The following is a 17,238-nucleotide window of genomic DNA, read 5'->3' as shown; positions in this document are numbered from 1 at the left end:
CAGGGTGTGAACGATGTCCCGACTCACCGGTGAAGCATCAACTGGGAACGATGTCCCGACTCATGTGAGAACTATGTCGTGAAACTAGACACCCCTCCGCGCACACATGATGAATTCCTTCATCGCGAATCACCCCGGTCTTCTGACCGGGGTGATTTTTGCTTTAACCCGGTCTTTCTTCTCAGAGCACGCCCAGTCCGCGCAGCGCTGCGAGCACGTCGGCGACCTGGACGCCCAGCAGGGCGGGATCGGGATCACCGGCGAAGGCATCACCGCGCCGAAGCTCCGGGCGCGTGAGCACCACGTGGGGACCAGGCGGCGGCCCCCAGATCTCCGGCGGTGCCGGACCGAATAGAACCACGGACGGGGTCCCGTACGCCGAGGCCAGGTGCGCGGCGCCGGTATCGGCAGAAACGACGACGGCGGCCTCCGCCACAGCTGCGGCAAAGGCACCAAGTCCCAGCCTTCCGGCGAGCATGGATTCGGCCGGCAGGCCGGCGAGGAGGCACACTTCTGTGGCCCGCGCGGTTTCCGCCACTCCCCCGGTGAAGACCACCCGGCGGCCTCCAGCGGCCAGGACCCGCGCCACCTCCGCGAATCGCTCCGCCGGCCACAGCCGACTGCCATAGGCTGCACCCACATGCAGGACGGCTGCTCCTGGAGCCGGACTTGCGACCTTGGGCGGGGAAATCGACACATCCTCCGAATCGGCAGCAATCCCGTGCCACTCCAGCAACCGTACCCAGCGTTCCCGTTCGTGCAGATCCGCCCGCCACGACGGTCCGTCCACGAGATGGCCTGCATGACCGATGGTGCGGTTTGCCTTCAGTGCTGCAATCCTGGCCCGGCTCTCGGGTCCGCCGCCGTGCAGGTTGACGGCGACATCCACGGAGCCCGGGTCCTTGGCCAAAGGCTGGTCGAGGCCCTGGGTTGGCAGCAGCTCAAACCCGCCGACCAGCTCCAGTGCCTCCGCAAGCCAGCCTTGTGCGGCATACATTAGCCGGTGCCCGGGAAACGCACGCCGCAGCCCTTTCAGGGCCGGTACGGCCACCAGCAGGTCCCCCAGCTTCAATGCCCGGAGAACGAGAAGTTCCGGCCGGCTGTCCCTGCTCATGCCCGGCCTCCGGTTCGGCCGGCAGCTGCCAGGCTGAGGACGTCATCGAGGACGCCGGCCACCGGAACGCCCTCCACGAGCGATGCATCGTGCGGACACCTCGGCGCAGTCCATCCCACCTGCGTGACGTCTATACCGCAGACAGGGCACGACGTTGCCCACGACGCGTGCAGGCGGTGATGGCTTCTGCCGAGCGGGCCGGCGTTAATGATGTTCCCCGCCCAGTAGATGCCGACAGTCGGAACTCCCAGTGCCTGTGCGAGGTGCCGCGGCCCGCTGTCATTGCCTACGACCACCGACGCCGAGGCCAGCAACGCGACGAGCTGCGCCATGTCCAGGGACCCCGCCACGGACCGGACGCGGCCGGAACTTGCTCCCGCGGCGATCTCCGCCGCCAGTGACTGCTCACTTTGGTCCCCCACCACGGAAACCCGGAATCCTTCGGCGACGCATGCCTCCGCAAGGTCGGCGAAACGAGCGGCCGGCCAGCGTCGCCGTGGGTCTGTTGCTCCCGGATGGATCACCACCAGGGGTGCGCCACCGCCGTCGTCCGTTGAAGCGTTGTAGTCTGTCTGCTTCACTGGCACCAGCCGCGCCTCGAGGTCGCGGGGATAGGCGCCGGCGAACCCCGCCACCTCCAGGGCGCGCAGCGGTTCATGCTGGTAGTAGAGGTATGGGATGCTGCGCTCCAGATGTGCCGCGTCCGGCGTCCTCGTGCCCACGGTGTGCCGCGCACCCAGGCGTAGCAGGAAGGGGTTGGAGTATCGTCCCCCGCCATGGAGCTGCACAGCGAGGTCCAGGCCCATACTCCGCATCCGTGTGAAGAAGGCATCCACGGCTGCCTGGTCCTCCTCACCCGGCCGCACGCCCTCAGCATGCGGCAGGATCTCCACCCGGCTTACTGGACTGTCCGTGACAGCCAGGATGTCCTGGTGGACCGGCGTACCGAGCAATGTGATTTCTGCCTCAGGATAGGCCGCTGCCAGGGCGCTGACCGCGGGCAGAGCGAACATCAGGTCGCCCAGTCCGCCGCCCCGCAGGACTGCGATCCTGTGGACGCCGCTGAACTTCTCCAGCACGGGCCCAACACCCGTACCGACGCGGCGTGCGCCGCCGAATTCAGCCGTGAGCTGGTCCAATTAGACTCCCCTCGGGTGGATGCGGGACCTGGGTTTCGCCCTGGCCTCCGGCTACGATGGACGGCGCGCAGAGACTGCGCCCGCCGCCGTGTTTCTTCTGGCTCCCTACCCATGCCGGCGGCGAATATACTGCGCCTCTTGGGGAATACCAGCTTGATGCTGTACGTTTCATACGCGACAGACGAACCAAAGAAAAGAGAAGCACCCAAAGTGGCAACCGATTATGATGAGCTGCGTTCCGACGTCAAGGAATCGCAGGACAACTCCCTCGAGCAGCTCCAGTCTGCCAACGCTCCGGATGCCCGCAGCGTGGTCCTGGAACTCGACGAGGCGGACGGACTGGACGGTGCCGGTGTTCCCGGCGGCGAGTTCGTTGCCGAAGAGCTTGTAGTACAGGTCATCCCGCAGGCCGAGGACGAGTTCACCTGCTACTCCTGCTTCCTGGTACGCCACCGCTCCCAGATCGCCAAGCAGAAGAACGGCCACAGCTACTGCACCGAGTGTGAGGGCTGACGTTCTGACCCAGACGGGCATCCGTCCGCCGACTGCCGCCCCTATCGGGCAAAGGCACGCCCGTCCTCCGGCGTGCCTTTCGGCTTTAAGGGCGCCTTAATGGCCGCGGCAGATTCAGCCGTTACCGCTAAATAGAGCGGCCCGCGAAAGGCTCCGATGAACGCTTACGGCGACCTCCTGGCCCAGGGCGCGGACCTGGTGTCCCGTACCGCACCTCCGGAAATCAGCCCGCTTCAGCTGCTGGTGGTGGTGGCCGGGGCCGCGGGCCTGGCGATCCCCCGCTGGTCATGGCGCTGGTTCGGCCTCCTCGCGACGGTCACCCACGAGCTTGGTCATGCATTCGCTGCGGTTACCTCGGGCCAGCGCCTGTCCGGGATACGCCTGCGGCTGGATCACTCCGGGACCACCACCACCTACAGCCGCAGGAGGATCGCGACTGCCTGGTCCTGTTTCTGGGGCTATCCTGTGCCAGCCATCGTGGGTGCGTCGCTGGTCTGGGCAGGACTGAACGGTTGGGGTCCCGCCGCCCTTGCCGTTTCAGCGCTGTTCATGGCGGCGTCCCTGGTGTTCCTGCGCAACCTGGCCGGGTTCCTCGTCACCGGTTCCGCCATCGCCGGTTGCGCCGGACTGGTCCTGCTGGTGCCTTCACCGATCCAGGGCCAGATAGCAGTTGCCCTTGGCGCAGCACTGCTGGTCGCTGCCGTCCGGGACCTTGCCAAACTCGTGCACGTACACTTGCGCCGGCGGGACAGGCTGGCGACTTCGGACGCCTACTTGCTCTTCCGGGCTACGGCCGTACCGTCGTTCGTCTGGATCATCCTCTTCAGTGGAGTGGTGGCCAGTGCGTGGCTGGCAGCGTGGCAGCAGGTATCGCTCATTATGCCGGGCGGCGCTTAGGCTGGAGGGCATGAACCAGCAGAGCGAAATAACCCGGCAGGGCGGCACAGCAGCACCGGGGGAATACAGCACGCGCGGCGCCTACGTCACCGGCGGTGCCGAGTTCACCCGTGACACGAACTACATCGAGGACCGGATCACCAGGGACGGCAGGCCCGGCGACAACGGTGAACCAGGCTGGCCTGTGGAGGCCGGCCGATACCGCCTCGTGGCTGCGCGGGCATGTCCCTGGGCAAACCGCACCGTCATAGTCCGCCGCCTGTTGGGCCTCGAAGACGCCATCTCACTGGGCCAGCCCGGGCCCACCCATGATGCCCGGTCCTGGACCTTCGACCTCGACCCCGGCGGACTGGATCCGGTCCTGGGCATTGAACGCCTGCAGGAAGCATACTTCCGGAGGTTCCCGGGCTATCCGCGCGGCATCACCGTCCCCGCCGTCGTGGATGTTCCCAGCGGCGAGGTGGTCACCAACAACTTCCCCCGGATCACGCTGGATTTCACCACGGAGTGGACGGAGTTCCACCGTCCCGGCGCGCCGGACCTCTACCCGGAACACCACAGGGAAGAAATTGACCAGGTGAACCGGCGGGTCTTCACGGAGGTCAACAACGGTGTCTACCGGTGCGGATTTGCGGGCTCGCAGGAGGCTTACGAGGCAGCCTATGCCAGGCTCTGGACGGCGCTCGACTGGCTCGAGAACCGTCTTTCCCGGCAGCGCTACCTGGTAGGTGACACCATCACCGAAGCCGATGTTCGCCTCTTCACTACGCTCGCCCGGTTCGACGCCGTCTACCACGGCCACTTCAAGTGCAACCGGCAGAAGCTTTCCGAGATGCCGGCACTTTGGGCTTACGCCCGTGACCTGTTCCAGACGCCGGGTTTCGGCGACACCATTGATTTCGTCCAGATCAAGCAGCACTATTACCTCGTCCACGAGGACATCAACCCCACCGGGATCGTGCCCGCGGGTCCTGACCTGTCCGGCTGGCTCGAGGACCACGGACGTGAGTCCCTCGGCGGCCGGCCATTCGGTGACGGCACACCGCCGGGGCCAGTGCGGCCGGGCGAAGAAGTGGCAGCAGGCCACAGTGCCGCGGCCTGATGCCCGCCGTGAGGCGCGGACTGCCTGGCTCCTGAAAGAGGCGCTGGCCGGGCTGTCGGCAGCTTTCGCCGTCCAGCGGCTCCAGTTGGCTGCCAAAGCCGCCATCGCGGCGGGCATCGCCTTTGCGATCGCGCCGTTCATGCCGGGAACGGCTGCCGAGTACCCGTATTACGCTCCCTTGGGAGCCCTGGTGGCGATGTACCACAACGTGGCGGGCTCGGTCCGGCAAGGCGCACAGACACTGGTGGGCCTTTCCATGGGCATCGGCCTGGCCTTCCTCCTGGTGAACATTACGGATCCGTCGCCGCTGACCGTGGCGATTTTCATGGGTGCCGGGGTACTGCTCGGAGGGCTGCCGAAGATCGGCTCCGGCAGCGATTGGATTCCGACGGCGGCGCTGCTGGTTTTGCTTGTCGGCGGCAACAACGCCGACGACTATTCGTTCGGGTACCTCGTGCAGATGGGCGTGGGGGTTTTAGTGGGGATCGCGGTCAACTTCCTGATCTTCCCGCCGCTCCACCTCGAGGCTGCCGCGGCGAGCATCGAAGACCTGCGCGTTGCCCTCGGTACCCAGCTGACCGACATGGCAGAAGCTGTCAAGGAAAAGTGGCCTCCCGAACATGAGGAGTGGTCCCGACGTTCGGACGATCTTTCCGGGGCGGCGAGGTCAGTGCGGCACCTGGTCAAGGAGGCGGACGCCAGCCGCCGGGCCAATCCGCGCCGCAAACTGCACCCGCGGGACATTGACCGCGACTACCGAAACCTGCGCGAGCTGGAAAGGGTCACCTTCCACATCCAGGACATTACAGACGTCCTCTCCGACGTGATCTGGGAGAGCGATGTCCCTTATGTGCTTCCGGAACAGGACACTGCTCCGCTGGCCGGCGCCATGGCGGCAACCGGCGAATTGCTCAAGGCGTACAACGAGCCGGACGAGAAGCTCCACCACGAGTCCTACAGGTCCGCATTGGCGGCGGTGGAAGCCTGCGTGGCTACCACCGCCGAACGCGCGCCGGACGAGCGGGGTGTTCCCGCCTCCGAATCCATCATCCTCAGCCTGCACCGCATCCTGCGCGCGCTGCAGACCCCGGATGAAACCCAGCCAGCGGTGTAAACCGGGTCAACGGCTCTAAAGTCCTGACACTGAGCCGCTGAAATGCCGGCGGCCGGTCCTCGGATGCCAGGCGACGAAGTCCGAACGCTTCCAGCTTCCGGCGGCGTCCTGCGCTGTGTTGATCTCCAGCGCCACCCGGGACGGCAGAAAAACCGGGGCATCAAACGCGACATCCCAGGTAAAGGAGTCGCCCCGCACCGGACCGACGTCGGCCAGCGCCCTCGAGGCCAGGTACATGCCGTGGGCAATCGACCGGCGCATGCCTAGTGCCTTGGCTGAGAGGGCGCTGAGATGAATGGGGTTGAAGTCGCCGGACACCGCCGCGTAGGCGCGGCCGGTATCCACCCCGAGCTGCCATACACCTGTAGGGTCCGGTGCTGTAAAGTCCTGCCGCTGGACCGGAGCCGTGGGTTTGTCGATGCCCGGCAGGAACACGCCCTTGGCCAGGTAGGTGGAAACCCCCCGCCAGCAGGGTAGGGAGGCTCCTGACAGCCGCACCTCAGCGATGACATCAATCTGCGTCCCGGCCCGGTGGCCACGCAGGTGTGCCACCGACGCCGCGATGTCCAGGACGTCGGTGAACAGCACTGGAGCCCGTTGCTCCACCGTGTTGCGCAGGTGGATCATCCCGAGCAGGGGCAGCGGGAAGTCGTCACGGTTCATGACACTCATGGCCACGGGAAACGCCAGCGCGTGGAGGAAACCGGCCGGAAGGACGTCGCTTGCCGTCTCGCCCACCAGGTGCTGGTAGGCGGTGAGGTTGGCGACATCCACGGTGACGTCCCGGACTTCATGTCCGGCAGCGGGAAGGTCCGCCGCGTCGTGTGTCCCCAGCAGGCGCCGCCGCGCGGCCTGGGCCGCTGCATTGACGTAGAGCTTGGACAGTGACGGCATCTCCCCCAGGATCACCGGCTGCACCGTACTCACGCGCCCACCAGGTTCTGTCCGCACACCCGCACTACCTCGCCGTTGATGCCTCCGGCCGCGTCACTTGCCAGGAACGCGATAGTTTCTGCCACGTCTACCGGCAGGCCCCCCTGCTGCAGCGAGTTCAGGCGCCGGGCAACTTCCCGCACGGCGAACGGAATCCGGGCCGTCATGTCGGTTTCGATAAAGCCCGGAGCCACGGCATTCACTGCTCCTCCCTTGGCCGCTGCCAGAGGCGCTGTTGCCCGCACCATCCCGATGACTCCTGCCTTGGACGCCGCATAGTTGGTTTGTCCGCGGTTCCCGGCAATGCCACTGGTGGAGGAAACAGAGACGATCCTCGGCGCCGTAGCCAGGCGGTCATCAGCAAGAACGGCATCGTTAATACGGAGCTGGGCCGCGATGTTGATGTTGATCACCGAGCTCCAACGTGCGTGGTCCATGTTGGCCAGGAGCCTGTCCCGCGTAATACCTGCATTGTGGACCATGATGTCGAGGCTCCCGTGGCGCTGCAGGGCGTGGCTGATGATCCGTCGCCCCGCGTCCTCTGTGCTGATGTCCAGCTGGAGTGCGGTTCCGCGGACCTCGTTGGCCACGGCAGCGAGGTGGTCGCCGGCGGCAGGGACATCCACCAGGACCAGGGTTGCGCCGTCCCGGTGGAGGATCCGGGCTATGGCAGCGCCAATCCCGCGAGCGGCGCCGGTGACCACGGCCGTCTTACCGGCGAGCGGTTTGTCGACGTTTCCGGTGGGCACGTCGTCTCCGGCACCGACGGTCAGGAACTGCCCGTCGACGAAGGCCGACCTCGCTGAGAGCAAGAACTGCAAGGCTGCCAGCGCACCGGGGCTCGCCGGGGCGGCTGCCCCGGCCAGCAGGATTCCGTTCCCCGTAGCACCAGCCCTGAGTTCCTTTGCCAGGGAGCGAAGCAGCCCATCCACGCCCTGGCGCGCAGCGGCGGCAGCCGGGGATTCAGCGTCCAATGCCGGTCGCGAGATTGTGATGACGCGGCCTCCCGGCGCGAGGTCCCGCAGTGAGGCCGCTGCCGCCAAGACCGGCGTTTCCAGGTCCTCCGGACGGGAAACAGCGTCCAGGACCAGGATGATGGCAGCGAGTTTCTCCCGGGGAACGGCGTGGCGCCGGACGTCCAGGTCCCAGCCGAGCAGCGCGGCAGCAAGGTCGTCGGCGCCGGACGAGCTGCCCTGAACCAGGACGGGGCCGGTCACCAGAGGCTGTCCGGGCTCATAGCGGCGGAGCGCCGCCGGCTGCGGGAGGCCCAGCTTCCTGGCGAGCCTCTTCGCCGGGCCTTTTTTGACCAGTTGTGCGTAAGTGTCTGTCACGGCTGCCTTCCTACAGTGATTCGAGGATAGCGACCACGCCTTGTCCGCCCGCAGCGCAGACGGACACCAGGCCGCGGACGGGACGACCGCCGTCGGACGCCTTGGCGTGCAGCATTTTCGCCAGCGACCCGACGATCCGTCCGCCGGTGGCTGCGAAGGGGTGGCCGGCGGCCAAGGAGGAGCCGTTCACGTTCAAGCGGCTCCTGTCGATGCTGCCGAGGGCAGCGTCAAGCCCCAGGCGGGTGCGGCAGAACTCGTCGTCCTCCCACGCTGCCAGGGTGCTGAGAACCGTAGCAGCGAAGGCCTCGTGGATTTCGAAATAGTCGATGTCCTCGAGGGTGAGTCCATGGCGGGCCAGCAGGCGGGGCACTGCGAAGACAGGTGCCATGAGGAGTCCGTCCTTGCCATGGACGAAGTCCACTGCGGCGGCTTCCGCGTCCACCACTGCTGCCAGCTTGGGCAGGTCGTGGGAATCGGCCCACTCCTCGGAACCCAGCAGGACCACGGAAGCACCGTCCGTCAGCGGGGTGGAATTTCCGGCCGTCATAGTGGCGTCCATGCCGAGGTTCCGACCAAAGACCGGTTTGAGGGTGGCCAGTTTTTCCAGGGACGTGTCCGCGCGCAGGTTGCTGTCTCGGGCCAGGCCGCGGTACGGCGTGACGAGGTCGTCAAAAAAGCCTGAGTCGTAGGCGGCGGCGAGGTTGCGGTGGCTGCTGTAGGCCAGTTCGTCCTGTGCCTCCCGCGTGATCTTCCACTGGGCTGTGGTCAACGCCTGGTGCTCCCCCATGGAGAGGCCGGTACGTGGTTCTGCCGTTCCGGGTGCCAACGGAGCAAGATCCTTGGGGCGCAGCCGGCTGATGGCCTGCAGGCGCTGGCCCAGGGTCTTAGCACGGTTCAGGTCCAGGACCACCTCCCGCAGGCCCTCGCTCACCACGATGGGGGCGTCTGAGGCGGAGTCCACGCCGCCGGCGATCCCCGAATTAATCTGCCCCAGCTTGATCTTGTTGGAGAGGCCAACCACTGTTTCGAGTCCGGTGGCACAGGCCTGCTGGAGGTCGTAGGCCGGAGTCTCCGGCGACAGCGCCGACGCGAGGACGGCCTCACGGGTGAGGTTGAAGTCCCGGGAATGCTTGAGTACGGCACCCGCGGCGACTTCGCCGATGCGCTCGTCCTGCAGGCCGAACCGGGCAATCAGTCCGTCCAGCGCTGCGGTGAGCATGTCCAGGTTGGATGACTTGGCATATGCGCCGCCGGAACGGGCGAACGGAATGCGGTTGGCCCCGATGACCACCGCTTTGCGGGTGGAAGGGGCAACAGGCTGGCCGCCCGGCGCGGCGGCTTCGGCGGGGGGCTGTCCTTCTACGGGCATGGGATCTCCTCTGATCAACGATTACCGATACCCAGCGTACCTGATACGCTGGGTATCGTGAACATCCAGGACCCGGCAAGTGGGCTTTCCTCCGGCGCGGCCACAGACGGCCGCTCATCGCGCTGGCAGTCGCACCGTGAGGAACGGCGGCGCGAGCTCATCAAGGCTGCACGCCGCGCCGTCCACGCTTTGGGCAGCGACGCGAACATGGAAGACATCGCGGGTGCCGCTGGAACGTCAAAATCGGTGTTCTACCGGTACTTCGGCGACAAGGCCGGGCTCCAGCAGGCGGTTGGCGAAGTTGTCCTGGACCAGATGCAGCGCCGGATCCGGGAGGCTGCCCAGACCGCCCAGACACCGCGTGAAGGCCTGCTGGCCATGGTGGCGGCATACCTCCAGATGGCAGCCACGAGCCCTAACGTCTACACATTCGTTACGCGTCACGGAGCCACTGAGCCCGACGGCGCAGCGGCGTCCGCCACCGATTCGGGCGCGCTGGGGCACTTCTTCGAAGCCGTGGCCGAAATGATAGCCGCACCTATGCGTTCACATCTGGGCGGCGGCAACGAAGCGGTGATCGGCTATTGGCCCAAGGCGGCGATCGGGCTGGTCCGCAACGCCGGCGAGCAATGGCTGAACACACCGGACTCGCCTGCCAAACCCGGCCAGGAGGCGATGGCGCGGCTCATTACGGCGTGGCTTTGCGTAGGGATCGCCCCTGAACTCAGCCAGTCCGCCGGCAGGCAATTTTCCAGCATCAAACAATCTGTCAGCACCAACGAAGGACAATGACATGACTGAACTCGTGGACCGCGCCGCGCGCGGCAACCAGCGCCAGGACCAGGCGACGCAGCCCGGGCCCGGCGCAGGACCCTCCGGCGGGCACGCCGCCGTCAACGTGGAAGCCTTGGGCAAGCAGTTGCTGGGCCGGTGGTCGGGCGTGCGCCTACAGGCGCGCAGCATTGCCGCGTACCCGGAGCTGCGAAAGATCGAAGGACTGACACACACGGACCACCGGGCGCGCGTCACCGGGCAGCTTAAGTTGCTGGTGGACCACAACGCCGTCCACCGCGCCTTCCCCGAGGAGCTCGGCGGAACCAACGACCACGGCGGCAACATTGCGGGTTTCGAAGAGCTGGTCGTGGCGGACCCGTCGCTACAGATCAAGGCTGGCGTGCAGTGGGGCCTGTTCGGCTCCGCAGTTCTGCACCTGGGCACTGCTGAACACCACGCCAAGTGGCTGCCGGGCATTATGGCCCTGGACATCCCGGGCTGCTTCGCCATGACCGAGACCGGGCACGGTTCGGACGTTGCCAGCATCGCCACCACCGCCACTTATGACCCGGACACTGAGGAATTTGAAATCCACACACCGTTCCGCGCGGCGTGGAAGGACTACATCGGCAACGCGGCCGTGGACGGTCTGGCCGCGGTGGTCTTCGCCCAGCTGGTGACCCGGGGAGTCAACCACGGAGTGCACGCCTTCTACGTGGAACTGCGGGACCCGCAGACGCGGGACTTCCTGCCGGGCATCGGGGGCGAGGACGACGGTATCAAGGGTGGACTCAATGGCATCGACAACGGCAGGCTGCACTTCACCCGAGTCAGGATCCCGCGGACCAGCCTGCTGAACAGGTATGGCGACGTCGCCCCGGACGGCACATACAGCTCACCGATCGCCAGTCCGGGACGCAGGTTCTTCACCATGCTGGGAACGCTGGTCCAGGGGCGGGTATCACTGGACGGCGCAGCCGTCGCTGCGTCCAAGGTGGCGCTCAAAGCGGCCATCCAGTACGGCACGGAACGGCGCCAGTTCAACTCGTCCTCCGCCACCGACGAGGAAGTCCTGCTCGATTACCAGCGGCACCAGCGGCGCCTGCTCACGCGCCTCGCCACCACCTACGCGGCCGGGTTTGCGCATGAGCAGCTCCTGACCAAATTCGACGACGTGTTTTCCGGGGCCTCTGACACTGACGAGGACCGCCAGGACCTGGAGACCCTGGCTGCTGCCCTTAAGCCGCTGAGCACCTGGCACGCCCTGGATACCCTGCAGGAATGCCGCGAAGCATGTGGCGGGGCCGGCTTCCTCATCGAGAACCGGTTCGCCTCGCTGCGTGCCGACCTGGACGTCTATGCCACGTTTGAAGGTGACAACACCGTCCTGCTGCAGCTGGTGGCCAAACGCCTCCTGGCGGACTATGCCAAGGAGTTCCGCAGCGTTGACTTCGGAGTGCTGGCACGCTACGTCGTGGGACAGGCCACGGGCGCGGCCCTGCACCGCACCGGCCTGCGCCAGGTCGCCCAGTTCGTGGCCGACACCGGCTCAGTCCAGAAAGCAGCGATTGCGCTGCGGGACGAGGAAGGCCAGCGCGCACTCCTGACGGACCGCGTCCAGACCATGGTGGCCGAGGTGGCCACGGCGCTCAAGGGAGCCTCCCGGCTGTCGCACGCACAGGGTGCCGCGGTATTCAACCAGCACCAGAACGAACTCATCGAGGCAGCCCAGGCGCACGCGGAACTGCTGCAGTGGGAAGCCTTCACCGACGCCCTGGGCGAGGTCGCCGACCCCGGAACGAAAGTTGTCCTGACCTGGCTGCGGGACCTGTTCGGCCTGTCCCTCATCGAGAAGAACCTTGCCTGGTACCTGATGAACGGCCGGCTCTCCATGCAGCGCGCCCGCACGGTGGGCGGCTACATCAACCGGCTTCTGGCCCGGATCCGGCCGCATGCCCTGGACCTCGTGGACGCCTTCGGCTACGGCGACGAGCACGTCCGCTCCGCCATCGCGACGGGGGCCGAGAAGCAGCGCCAGGACGAAGCCCGCACCTACTTCCGGGAGCAGCGGGCCACCGGCTCGTGGCCTGCGGATGAAAAATCCCTGAAGCCCGCCGCGGCACGCACCCGGCGTAACTAGGGACACCTTGAGGAAGTAAAGAACGACGGCGCCGCCCCCGCACGTGGGGAGCGGCGCCGTCGTGCGTGGCCGCCCTGGACGGCTGCTAGTGGGCTGCAGGAAGTACCGAGCGGTACACCTCGAGGGTGGTCTGGGTGATGGATTCCCAAGAGAAGTGCTCTTCGGCGCGGCGGCGGCCAGCCTCCCCCATGGCGCGGGCGCGGTCGGGGTCCGAAACGACCTCCGTCAGCGCAGCCGCGAACTCTGACACGAACTTCTCCGGATCCAGCGGGGTCCCGGTACCGTCCGTGACCTGCTCCAGTTCCACGAGCAATCCGGTGCGGCCGTGCTCCACTACTTCCGGAATGCCGCCGGTGGCGCTGGCCACCACAGCGGCACCGCAGGCCATGGCTTCAAGGTTCACAATGCCGAGCGGCTCGTAGATCGAGGGGCAGGCGAATGCCGTCGCATGGCTGAGCACCTGGATCAGTTCGTGCCGCGGCAGCATCCGCTCGATCAGCACCACCCCGGTGCGCTCGCGCTGCAGGTCTTCAATGAGGCGGGCCGTTTCCGCAGCGAGCTCCGGGGTGTCCGCAGCTCCGAGGCAGAGAACCAACTGAACGTCGGCGGGAAGCCTGGACGCCGCGCGAAGCAGGTACGGGACGCCCTTCTGCCGGGTGTTCCGGCCAACGAAGACCACGCTGGGCTTGGCTGGATCGATGCCGAAGGCGCGGACGGCGTCGTCATTCTCATCACGCTTCCACAGCTCTACGTCGATGCCGTTGTGGACCACCCGGACCTTCTGCGGATCAACTGCCGGGTAGCTGCGCAGGATGTCCTGGCGCATGCCTTCCGAAACGGCGATAATCGCGGCGGCGGCTTCGTAGGCTGTCTTCTCCACCCAGGAGGACAGCGCGTAGCCCCCGCCCAGCTGCTCGGCTTTCCAAGGCCGGAGCGGCTCCAGGCTGTGCGCGCTGAGCACGTGCGGGATGCCGTGCAGCAGGGAGGCGAGGTGGCCGGCCATGTTGGCGTACCAGGTGTGCGAGTGGACCAGGTCCGCGCCGGCGACGTCCGGGACGATGCGCAGGTCCACGCCCAGGGTCTGGACGGCCGCGTTGGCCGAGCCGAGGTCCTCCGGGACCGAATACGACGTCACCTCCGCACCGTGATAGTCGGTATCCCGCGGCGCTCCGAAGGCACGAACCTGCAGGTCAACATGCTTACTAAGCACCCTGCTCAACTCGGCGACGTGCACCCCTGCTCCCCCGTAGATCTCCGGCGGGAATTCTTTAGTCACAATGTCTATTCGCACAAGACCCAAGGTAGTCCTTCACGCTGAACTGTTCTACTGTGAAGAAGTCCGGGGCAGACCGGACTGTTGGGGAGATACGAAGGCGTACAGGAGCGACCACTATGCCGTTGAACAAGAAAGTCCTGGCCATTGTCCTCGCAGGCGGCGAGGGAAACAGGCTGATGCCATTGACGGCAGACCGGGCCAAGCCAGCCGTGCCTTTCGCCGGCAGCTACCGCCTCATCGACTTTGCGCTGTCCAACCTGGTGAACTCCCGCTACCTGCAGATCGTGGTGCTCACGCAGTACAAGTCGCACAGCCTTGACCGGCACATTTCGGAAACGTGGCGGATGTCCACCCAGCTGGGCAACTACATCGCCTCCGTGCCGGCTCAGCAGCGCGTGGGGAAAAGCTGGTTCCTGGGCAGCGCGAACGCCATCTATCAGTCGCTGAACCTGATCCATGACGCGAACCCGGACATCGTGGTGGTGGTGGGCGCGGACCACGTGTATCGGATGGACTTTGCCCAGATGGTGGCCCAGCACGTCAGCAGCGGCGCGAAAGCCACCGTGGCCGCTGTCCGCCAGCCGCTGCACATGGCCAACCAGTTCGGCGTCATCGAAGTGGACCAGAACGACCCGCAGAAAATCGCAGCCTTCGTCGAGAAGCCGGACAGCACTCCCGGGCTGGCGGCGGATCCGTCCCAGTTCCTTGCGTCCATGGGCAATTACGTGTTCGACGCCGATGCCCTTGTGGCCGCGCTGCACGTCGACGCCGAACGGTTGGACACCAAGCACGACATGGGCGGGGACATCATTCCCTACTTTGTGAACCAGGGCGAGGCCGGCGTCTACGACTTCACCCTCAACGACATCCCCGGCTCCACTGAGCGCGACCGCACTTACTGGCGCGACGTGGGAACCATCGACTCGTTCTATGACGCCCACATGGACCTGATCTCGCCGCTTCCCGTGTTCAACCTGTACAACTCCGAGTGGCCCATCTACACCCGGCAAAGCATCTCCCCGCCGGCCAAGTTCGTCCGGGGCCAAAAGAACACCATCGGAACTGCCCTGGATTCAATCGTGTCCAGCGGTGTGGTCATCTCCGGTGGCGTGGTGGAAGGTTCGGTACTGTCCAACGACGTTTTCGTGGGGACCAGCAGCCGGGTCATCGACTCCGTCCTGATGGACAAGGTGTACGTGGGCGAAGGCGCGGTCATCAACCGCGCGATCCTGGACAAGAACGTCAGGGTCCCCGCGGGGGCGGCCATCGGCCTGGACCCTGAACTGGACCGCGCGCGCGGCTTCAAGGTGACGGAGTCGGGCATCACTGTCCTGGCGAAGGGGCAGCAGGTCCCGGAGCCCGGCGAAGAGGAACGGAAGCTCGCAGCCAACAACCTGCACCTGGTTCCCAACGCCGTGAAGGCTGCGACGGCGGACTACCCTGACGTGCGCGATTCCGTGGAACGGGCAGCAGGAACGCATGCATCGGCGGCAGCAGAATCGGTTCCCCGGGCACAGCTGTCCTAGCAGCTTTCGGGCGGCGACCAAGGGGCGGGGCCGGGCCGGGGCTGCCGCCGAAGGCTGTAAAATCAGTCCAATGAGCTCCCCCGACCTGACCCCTGAGGAAATCGAGGCCTGCCTCAAGGTCTTGAACACCATCCACGCATACGACGAGGAGCACCCGGATTACGTTGCGGTACGCCGTGCCACGGGAAAGATGTTCAAGGCCGTCAAGCGCCACCGCAGGGTCACCAAGCGGGACCTCATCGCCGAAGCGGACAGGGCTGTCATCGCACAGACCGCCACCGCCGCGCCGGACCGGATCGACGACGAAACCCGGGGCAACAAGCTGGCGCCGTCAGCCTCGGGAAAGGTGGCCGGGCACCTGATCCGGTCCCGGCCCTGCTACATCTGCAAGCAGCACTACACCCAAGTGGACGCCTTCTACCACCAGCTGTGTCCTGAATGCGCCGCCTTCAGCCATAGCAAGCGTGACGCAAGGACGGACCTCACCGGCAGGCGCGCGCTCCTAACCGGCGGCCGCGCCAAGATTGGCATGTACATCGCGCTGCGCCTGCTGCGGGACGGTGCCCACACCACCATCACCACCCGGTTTCCCAAGGACGCCGCACGCAGGTTCGCGGCCATGGAGGACAGCGCCGAGTGGCTGCACCGGCTCCGCATCGTGGGAATCGACCTGCGCGACCCGGCCCAGGTCATGGCCCTGACGGACTCCCTCAACGAGGCAGGCCCGCTGGACATCATCATCAACAACGCGGCGCAGACAGTCCGCCGGTCCGGCAACGCCTACAAGCCCCTGGTGGACGCCGAGGACGAGCCGCTGCCGGCGGCGCTGGAAGCGGCCAACGGCGGGCCTGAACTGGTGACCTTCGGGCACGCCCACGACAAGCACCCGCTCACGCTGGCCAGCAGCGTGACCGAGCACCCCGTGCTGGCCGGTGACGCCATTACGTCGCTGGCCCTGTCCACCGGATCCGCCTCGCTCGAACGGATTGCGTCGGGCACCGCCATCGATGCCGGCGGTCTGGTTCCGGACCTTGCCACCATCAATAGCTGGACCCAGGTAGTGGACCAGGTGGATCCGCTGGAAATGCTCGAAGTGCAGCTGTGCAACGTCACGGCACCCTTTTTGCTGGTCAGCAGGCTCCGGGGCGCCATGGCACGGTCCACGGCGCGGCGGAAATACATCGTGAACGTCTCGGCCATGGAAGGCCAGTTCTCGCGTGCATACAAGGGCCCCGGGCACCCGCACACCAACATGGCCAAGGCTGCGCTGAACATGATGACGCGCACCAGCGCCCAGGAGATGCTGGAAACGGACGGAATCCTCATGACCGCCGTGGACACCGGGTGGATCACGGACGAGCGCCCGCACTATACAAAGGTGCGCCTGATGGAGGAGGGCTTCCACGCTCCCCTGGACCTGGTGGACGGTGCGGCCCGGGTTTACGATCCGATCGTCATGGGCGAAGCCGGTGAAGACCAGTACGGCGTCTTCCTGAAGGATTACAAGCCCAGCCCCTGGTGAATGGCGGTATGCTCACGGCATGAGCAAAGAGCCAGCCCCCGATGTTGAAAACCTCGAACACCACGATTGCTGGGCACTGCTGCGCACGGTCTCCGTGGGCCGGCTGGCTGTCCTGACGGACGGCCACCCGGATATCTTCCCGATCAATTACACGGTGGACCGCGGGACGCTCGTCTTCCGCACCGGCGAAGGCACCAAGCTCTCTGCAGCCTCGGACGGCGCGCAGGTAGCCGTGGAGGCCGACGGCGTGGATGCGCAGACCGGCCTGGCCTGGAGCGTGGTGGCCAAGGGAACCGCCGAAATCGTCACCGGTACCGAGCACGTCCTGGACACCGCCGCCCTGTACCTTTTCCCGTGGCAGGCCGGCCACAAAGACACCTTCATCCGGATCACGCCCACCACGCTGACCGGCCGGCGCTTTAAGGTCACAGCGCCGCTGACCTGGTGGACCCAGCTCAGCGGCGCCATCAAGACTGCCCAGGAATAGG

General features: G+C 66.2%; 15 protein-coding genes. 9 read left to right on the top strand and 6 right to left on the bottom strand.

The window, feature by feature from the left end:
* Positions 1-181: 181 nt before the first annotated feature.
* Both ACIQC0_RS07655 and ACIQC0_RS07650 read right to left on the bottom strand, forming a co-directional pair.
* Positions 182-1,114, bottom strand: coding sequence for a glycosyltransferase family 9 protein (locus ACIQC0_RS07655; RefSeq protein ID WP_400533899.1), 933 nt, complete (start codon positions 1,112-1,114; stop codon positions 182-184).
* A complete protein-coding gene (locus tag ACIQC0_RS07650) occupies positions 1,111-2,253 on the bottom strand; it encodes a glycosyltransferase family 9 protein (protein WP_400533896.1) in 1,143 nt (380 codons plus the stop codon). The genes ACIQC0_RS07655 and ACIQC0_RS07650 overlap by 4 nt, the downstream gene beginning before the upstream one ends.
* A 210-nt stretch (positions 2,254-2,463) precedes the next feature.
* On the opposite strand from ACIQC0_RS07650, the gene ACIQC0_RS07645 reads away from it, so the two are divergent.
* The 4 genes from ACIQC0_RS07645 (at position 2,464) to ACIQC0_RS07630 (ending at position 5,879) form a co-directional block, all read left to right on the top strand.
* Positions 2,464-2,766 (top strand): DUF4193 domain-containing protein, encoded by a 303-nt coding sequence (locus ACIQC0_RS07645; RefSeq protein WP_377215857.1) that lies wholly within the window; start codon positions 2,464-2,466, stop codon positions 2,764-2,766.
* A 156-nt stretch (positions 2,767-2,922) separates the two neighbouring features.
* A complete protein-coding gene (locus tag ACIQC0_RS07640) occupies positions 2,923-3,663 on the top strand; it encodes a M50 family metallopeptidase (RefSeq protein WP_400533893.1) in 741 nt (246 codons plus the stop codon).
* A gap of 10 nt (positions 3,664-3,673) precedes the next feature.
* Complete coding sequence (locus tag ACIQC0_RS07635) at positions 3,674-4,765, top strand: glutathione S-transferase family protein (RefSeq protein WP_400533890.1); 1,092 nt, start codon at positions 3,674-3,676, stop codon at positions 4,763-4,765.
* Positions 4,766-4,808: 43 nt separating this feature from the next.
* Positions 4,809-5,879 (top strand): aromatic acid exporter family protein, encoded by a 1,071-nt coding sequence (locus ACIQC0_RS07630; protein WP_400533931.1) that lies wholly within the window; start codon positions 4,809-4,811, stop codon positions 5,877-5,879.
* Between the two features lie 15 nt (positions 5,880-5,894).
* Here the strand turns inward: ACIQC0_RS07630 and ACIQC0_RS07625 are convergent, their stop codons facing one another.
* Genes ACIQC0_RS07625 through ACIQC0_RS07615 form a run of 3 tightly spaced genes read right to left on the bottom strand, consistent with a single transcriptional unit; the run spans position 5,895 to position 9,512 of the window.
* The gene (locus ACIQC0_RS07625; RefSeq protein ID WP_400533887.1) at positions 5,895-6,806 is read right to left on the bottom strand and encodes a MaoC family dehydratase; all 912 of its coding nucleotides are present in this window, start codon (positions 6,804-6,806) and stop codon (positions 5,895-5,897) included.
* Complete coding sequence (locus tag ACIQC0_RS07620) at positions 6,803-8,143, bottom strand: 3-oxoacyl-ACP reductase (protein ID WP_400533884.1); 1,341 nt, start codon at positions 8,141-8,143, stop codon at positions 6,803-6,805. Before ACIQC0_RS07620 ends, ACIQC0_RS07625 begins: the two co-directional genes overlap by 4 nt.
* Before the next feature lie 10 nt (positions 8,144-8,153).
* Positions 8,154-9,512, bottom strand: a complete 1,359-nt coding sequence (locus ACIQC0_RS07615) for an acetyl-CoA C-acetyltransferase (protein ID WP_400533881.1) — start codon at positions 9,510-9,512, stop codon at positions 8,154-8,156.
* 57 nt (positions 9,513-9,569) lie between these two features.
* Here ACIQC0_RS07615 and ACIQC0_RS07610 point away from each other — a divergent pair, with 57 nt between their 5' ends.
* Together ACIQC0_RS07610 and ACIQC0_RS07605 are read left to right on the top strand one after the other, a co-directional pair.
* Positions 9,570-10,304: a TetR/AcrR family transcriptional regulator gene (locus ACIQC0_RS07610; RefSeq protein ID WP_400533878.1), complete on the top strand. Its 735-nt coding sequence runs from the start codon at positions 9,570-9,572 to the stop codon at positions 10,302-10,304.
* Between the two features lies 1 nt (position 10,305).
* Positions 10,306-12,426, top strand: a complete 2,121-nt coding sequence (locus tag ACIQC0_RS07605) for an acyl-CoA dehydrogenase (protein ID WP_400533876.1) — start codon at positions 10,306-10,308, stop codon at positions 12,424-12,426.
* Positions 12,427-12,511: 85 nt separating this feature from the next.
* Here ACIQC0_RS07605 and glgA read toward each other — a convergent pair whose 3' ends face one another.
* Positions 12,512-13,717, bottom strand: coding sequence for a glycogen synthase (gene glgA, locus ACIQC0_RS07600; protein ID WP_400533873.1), 1,206 nt, complete (start codon positions 13,715-13,717; stop codon positions 12,512-12,514).
* 101 nt (positions 13,718-13,818) lie between these two features.
* On the opposite strand from glgA, the gene glgC reads away from it, so the two are divergent.
* From glgC to ACIQC0_RS07585, 3 genes are all read left to right on the top strand, one after another.
* Positions 13,819-15,228, top strand: a complete 1,410-nt coding sequence (gene glgC / locus ACIQC0_RS07595) for a glucose-1-phosphate adenylyltransferase (protein ID WP_377215848.1) — start codon at positions 13,819-13,821, stop codon at positions 15,226-15,228.
* Between the two features lie 70 nt (positions 15,229-15,298).
* Positions 15,299-16,750: an SDR family NAD(P)-dependent oxidoreductase gene (locus tag ACIQC0_RS07590; RefSeq protein WP_377215847.1), complete on the top strand. Its 1,452-nt coding sequence runs from the start codon at positions 15,299-15,301 to the stop codon at positions 16,748-16,750.
* A gap of 19 nt (positions 16,751-16,769) precedes the next feature.
* A complete protein-coding gene (locus ACIQC0_RS07585) occupies positions 16,770-17,237 on the top strand; it encodes a pyridoxamine 5'-phosphate oxidase family protein (RefSeq protein WP_400533870.1) in 468 nt (155 codons plus the stop codon).
* Position 17,238: the final 1 nt, after the last annotated feature.

It is taken from the genome of Pseudarthrobacter sp. NPDC092419 (genome assembly GCF_044755045.1).
Taxonomy (GTDB): domain Bacteria; phylum Actinomycetota; class Actinomycetes; order Actinomycetales; family Micrococcaceae; genus Arthrobacter.
The sequence above is the reverse complement of the archived record's forward strand: the minus strand, read 5'-3'. Positions and strand labels throughout refer to the sequence as shown.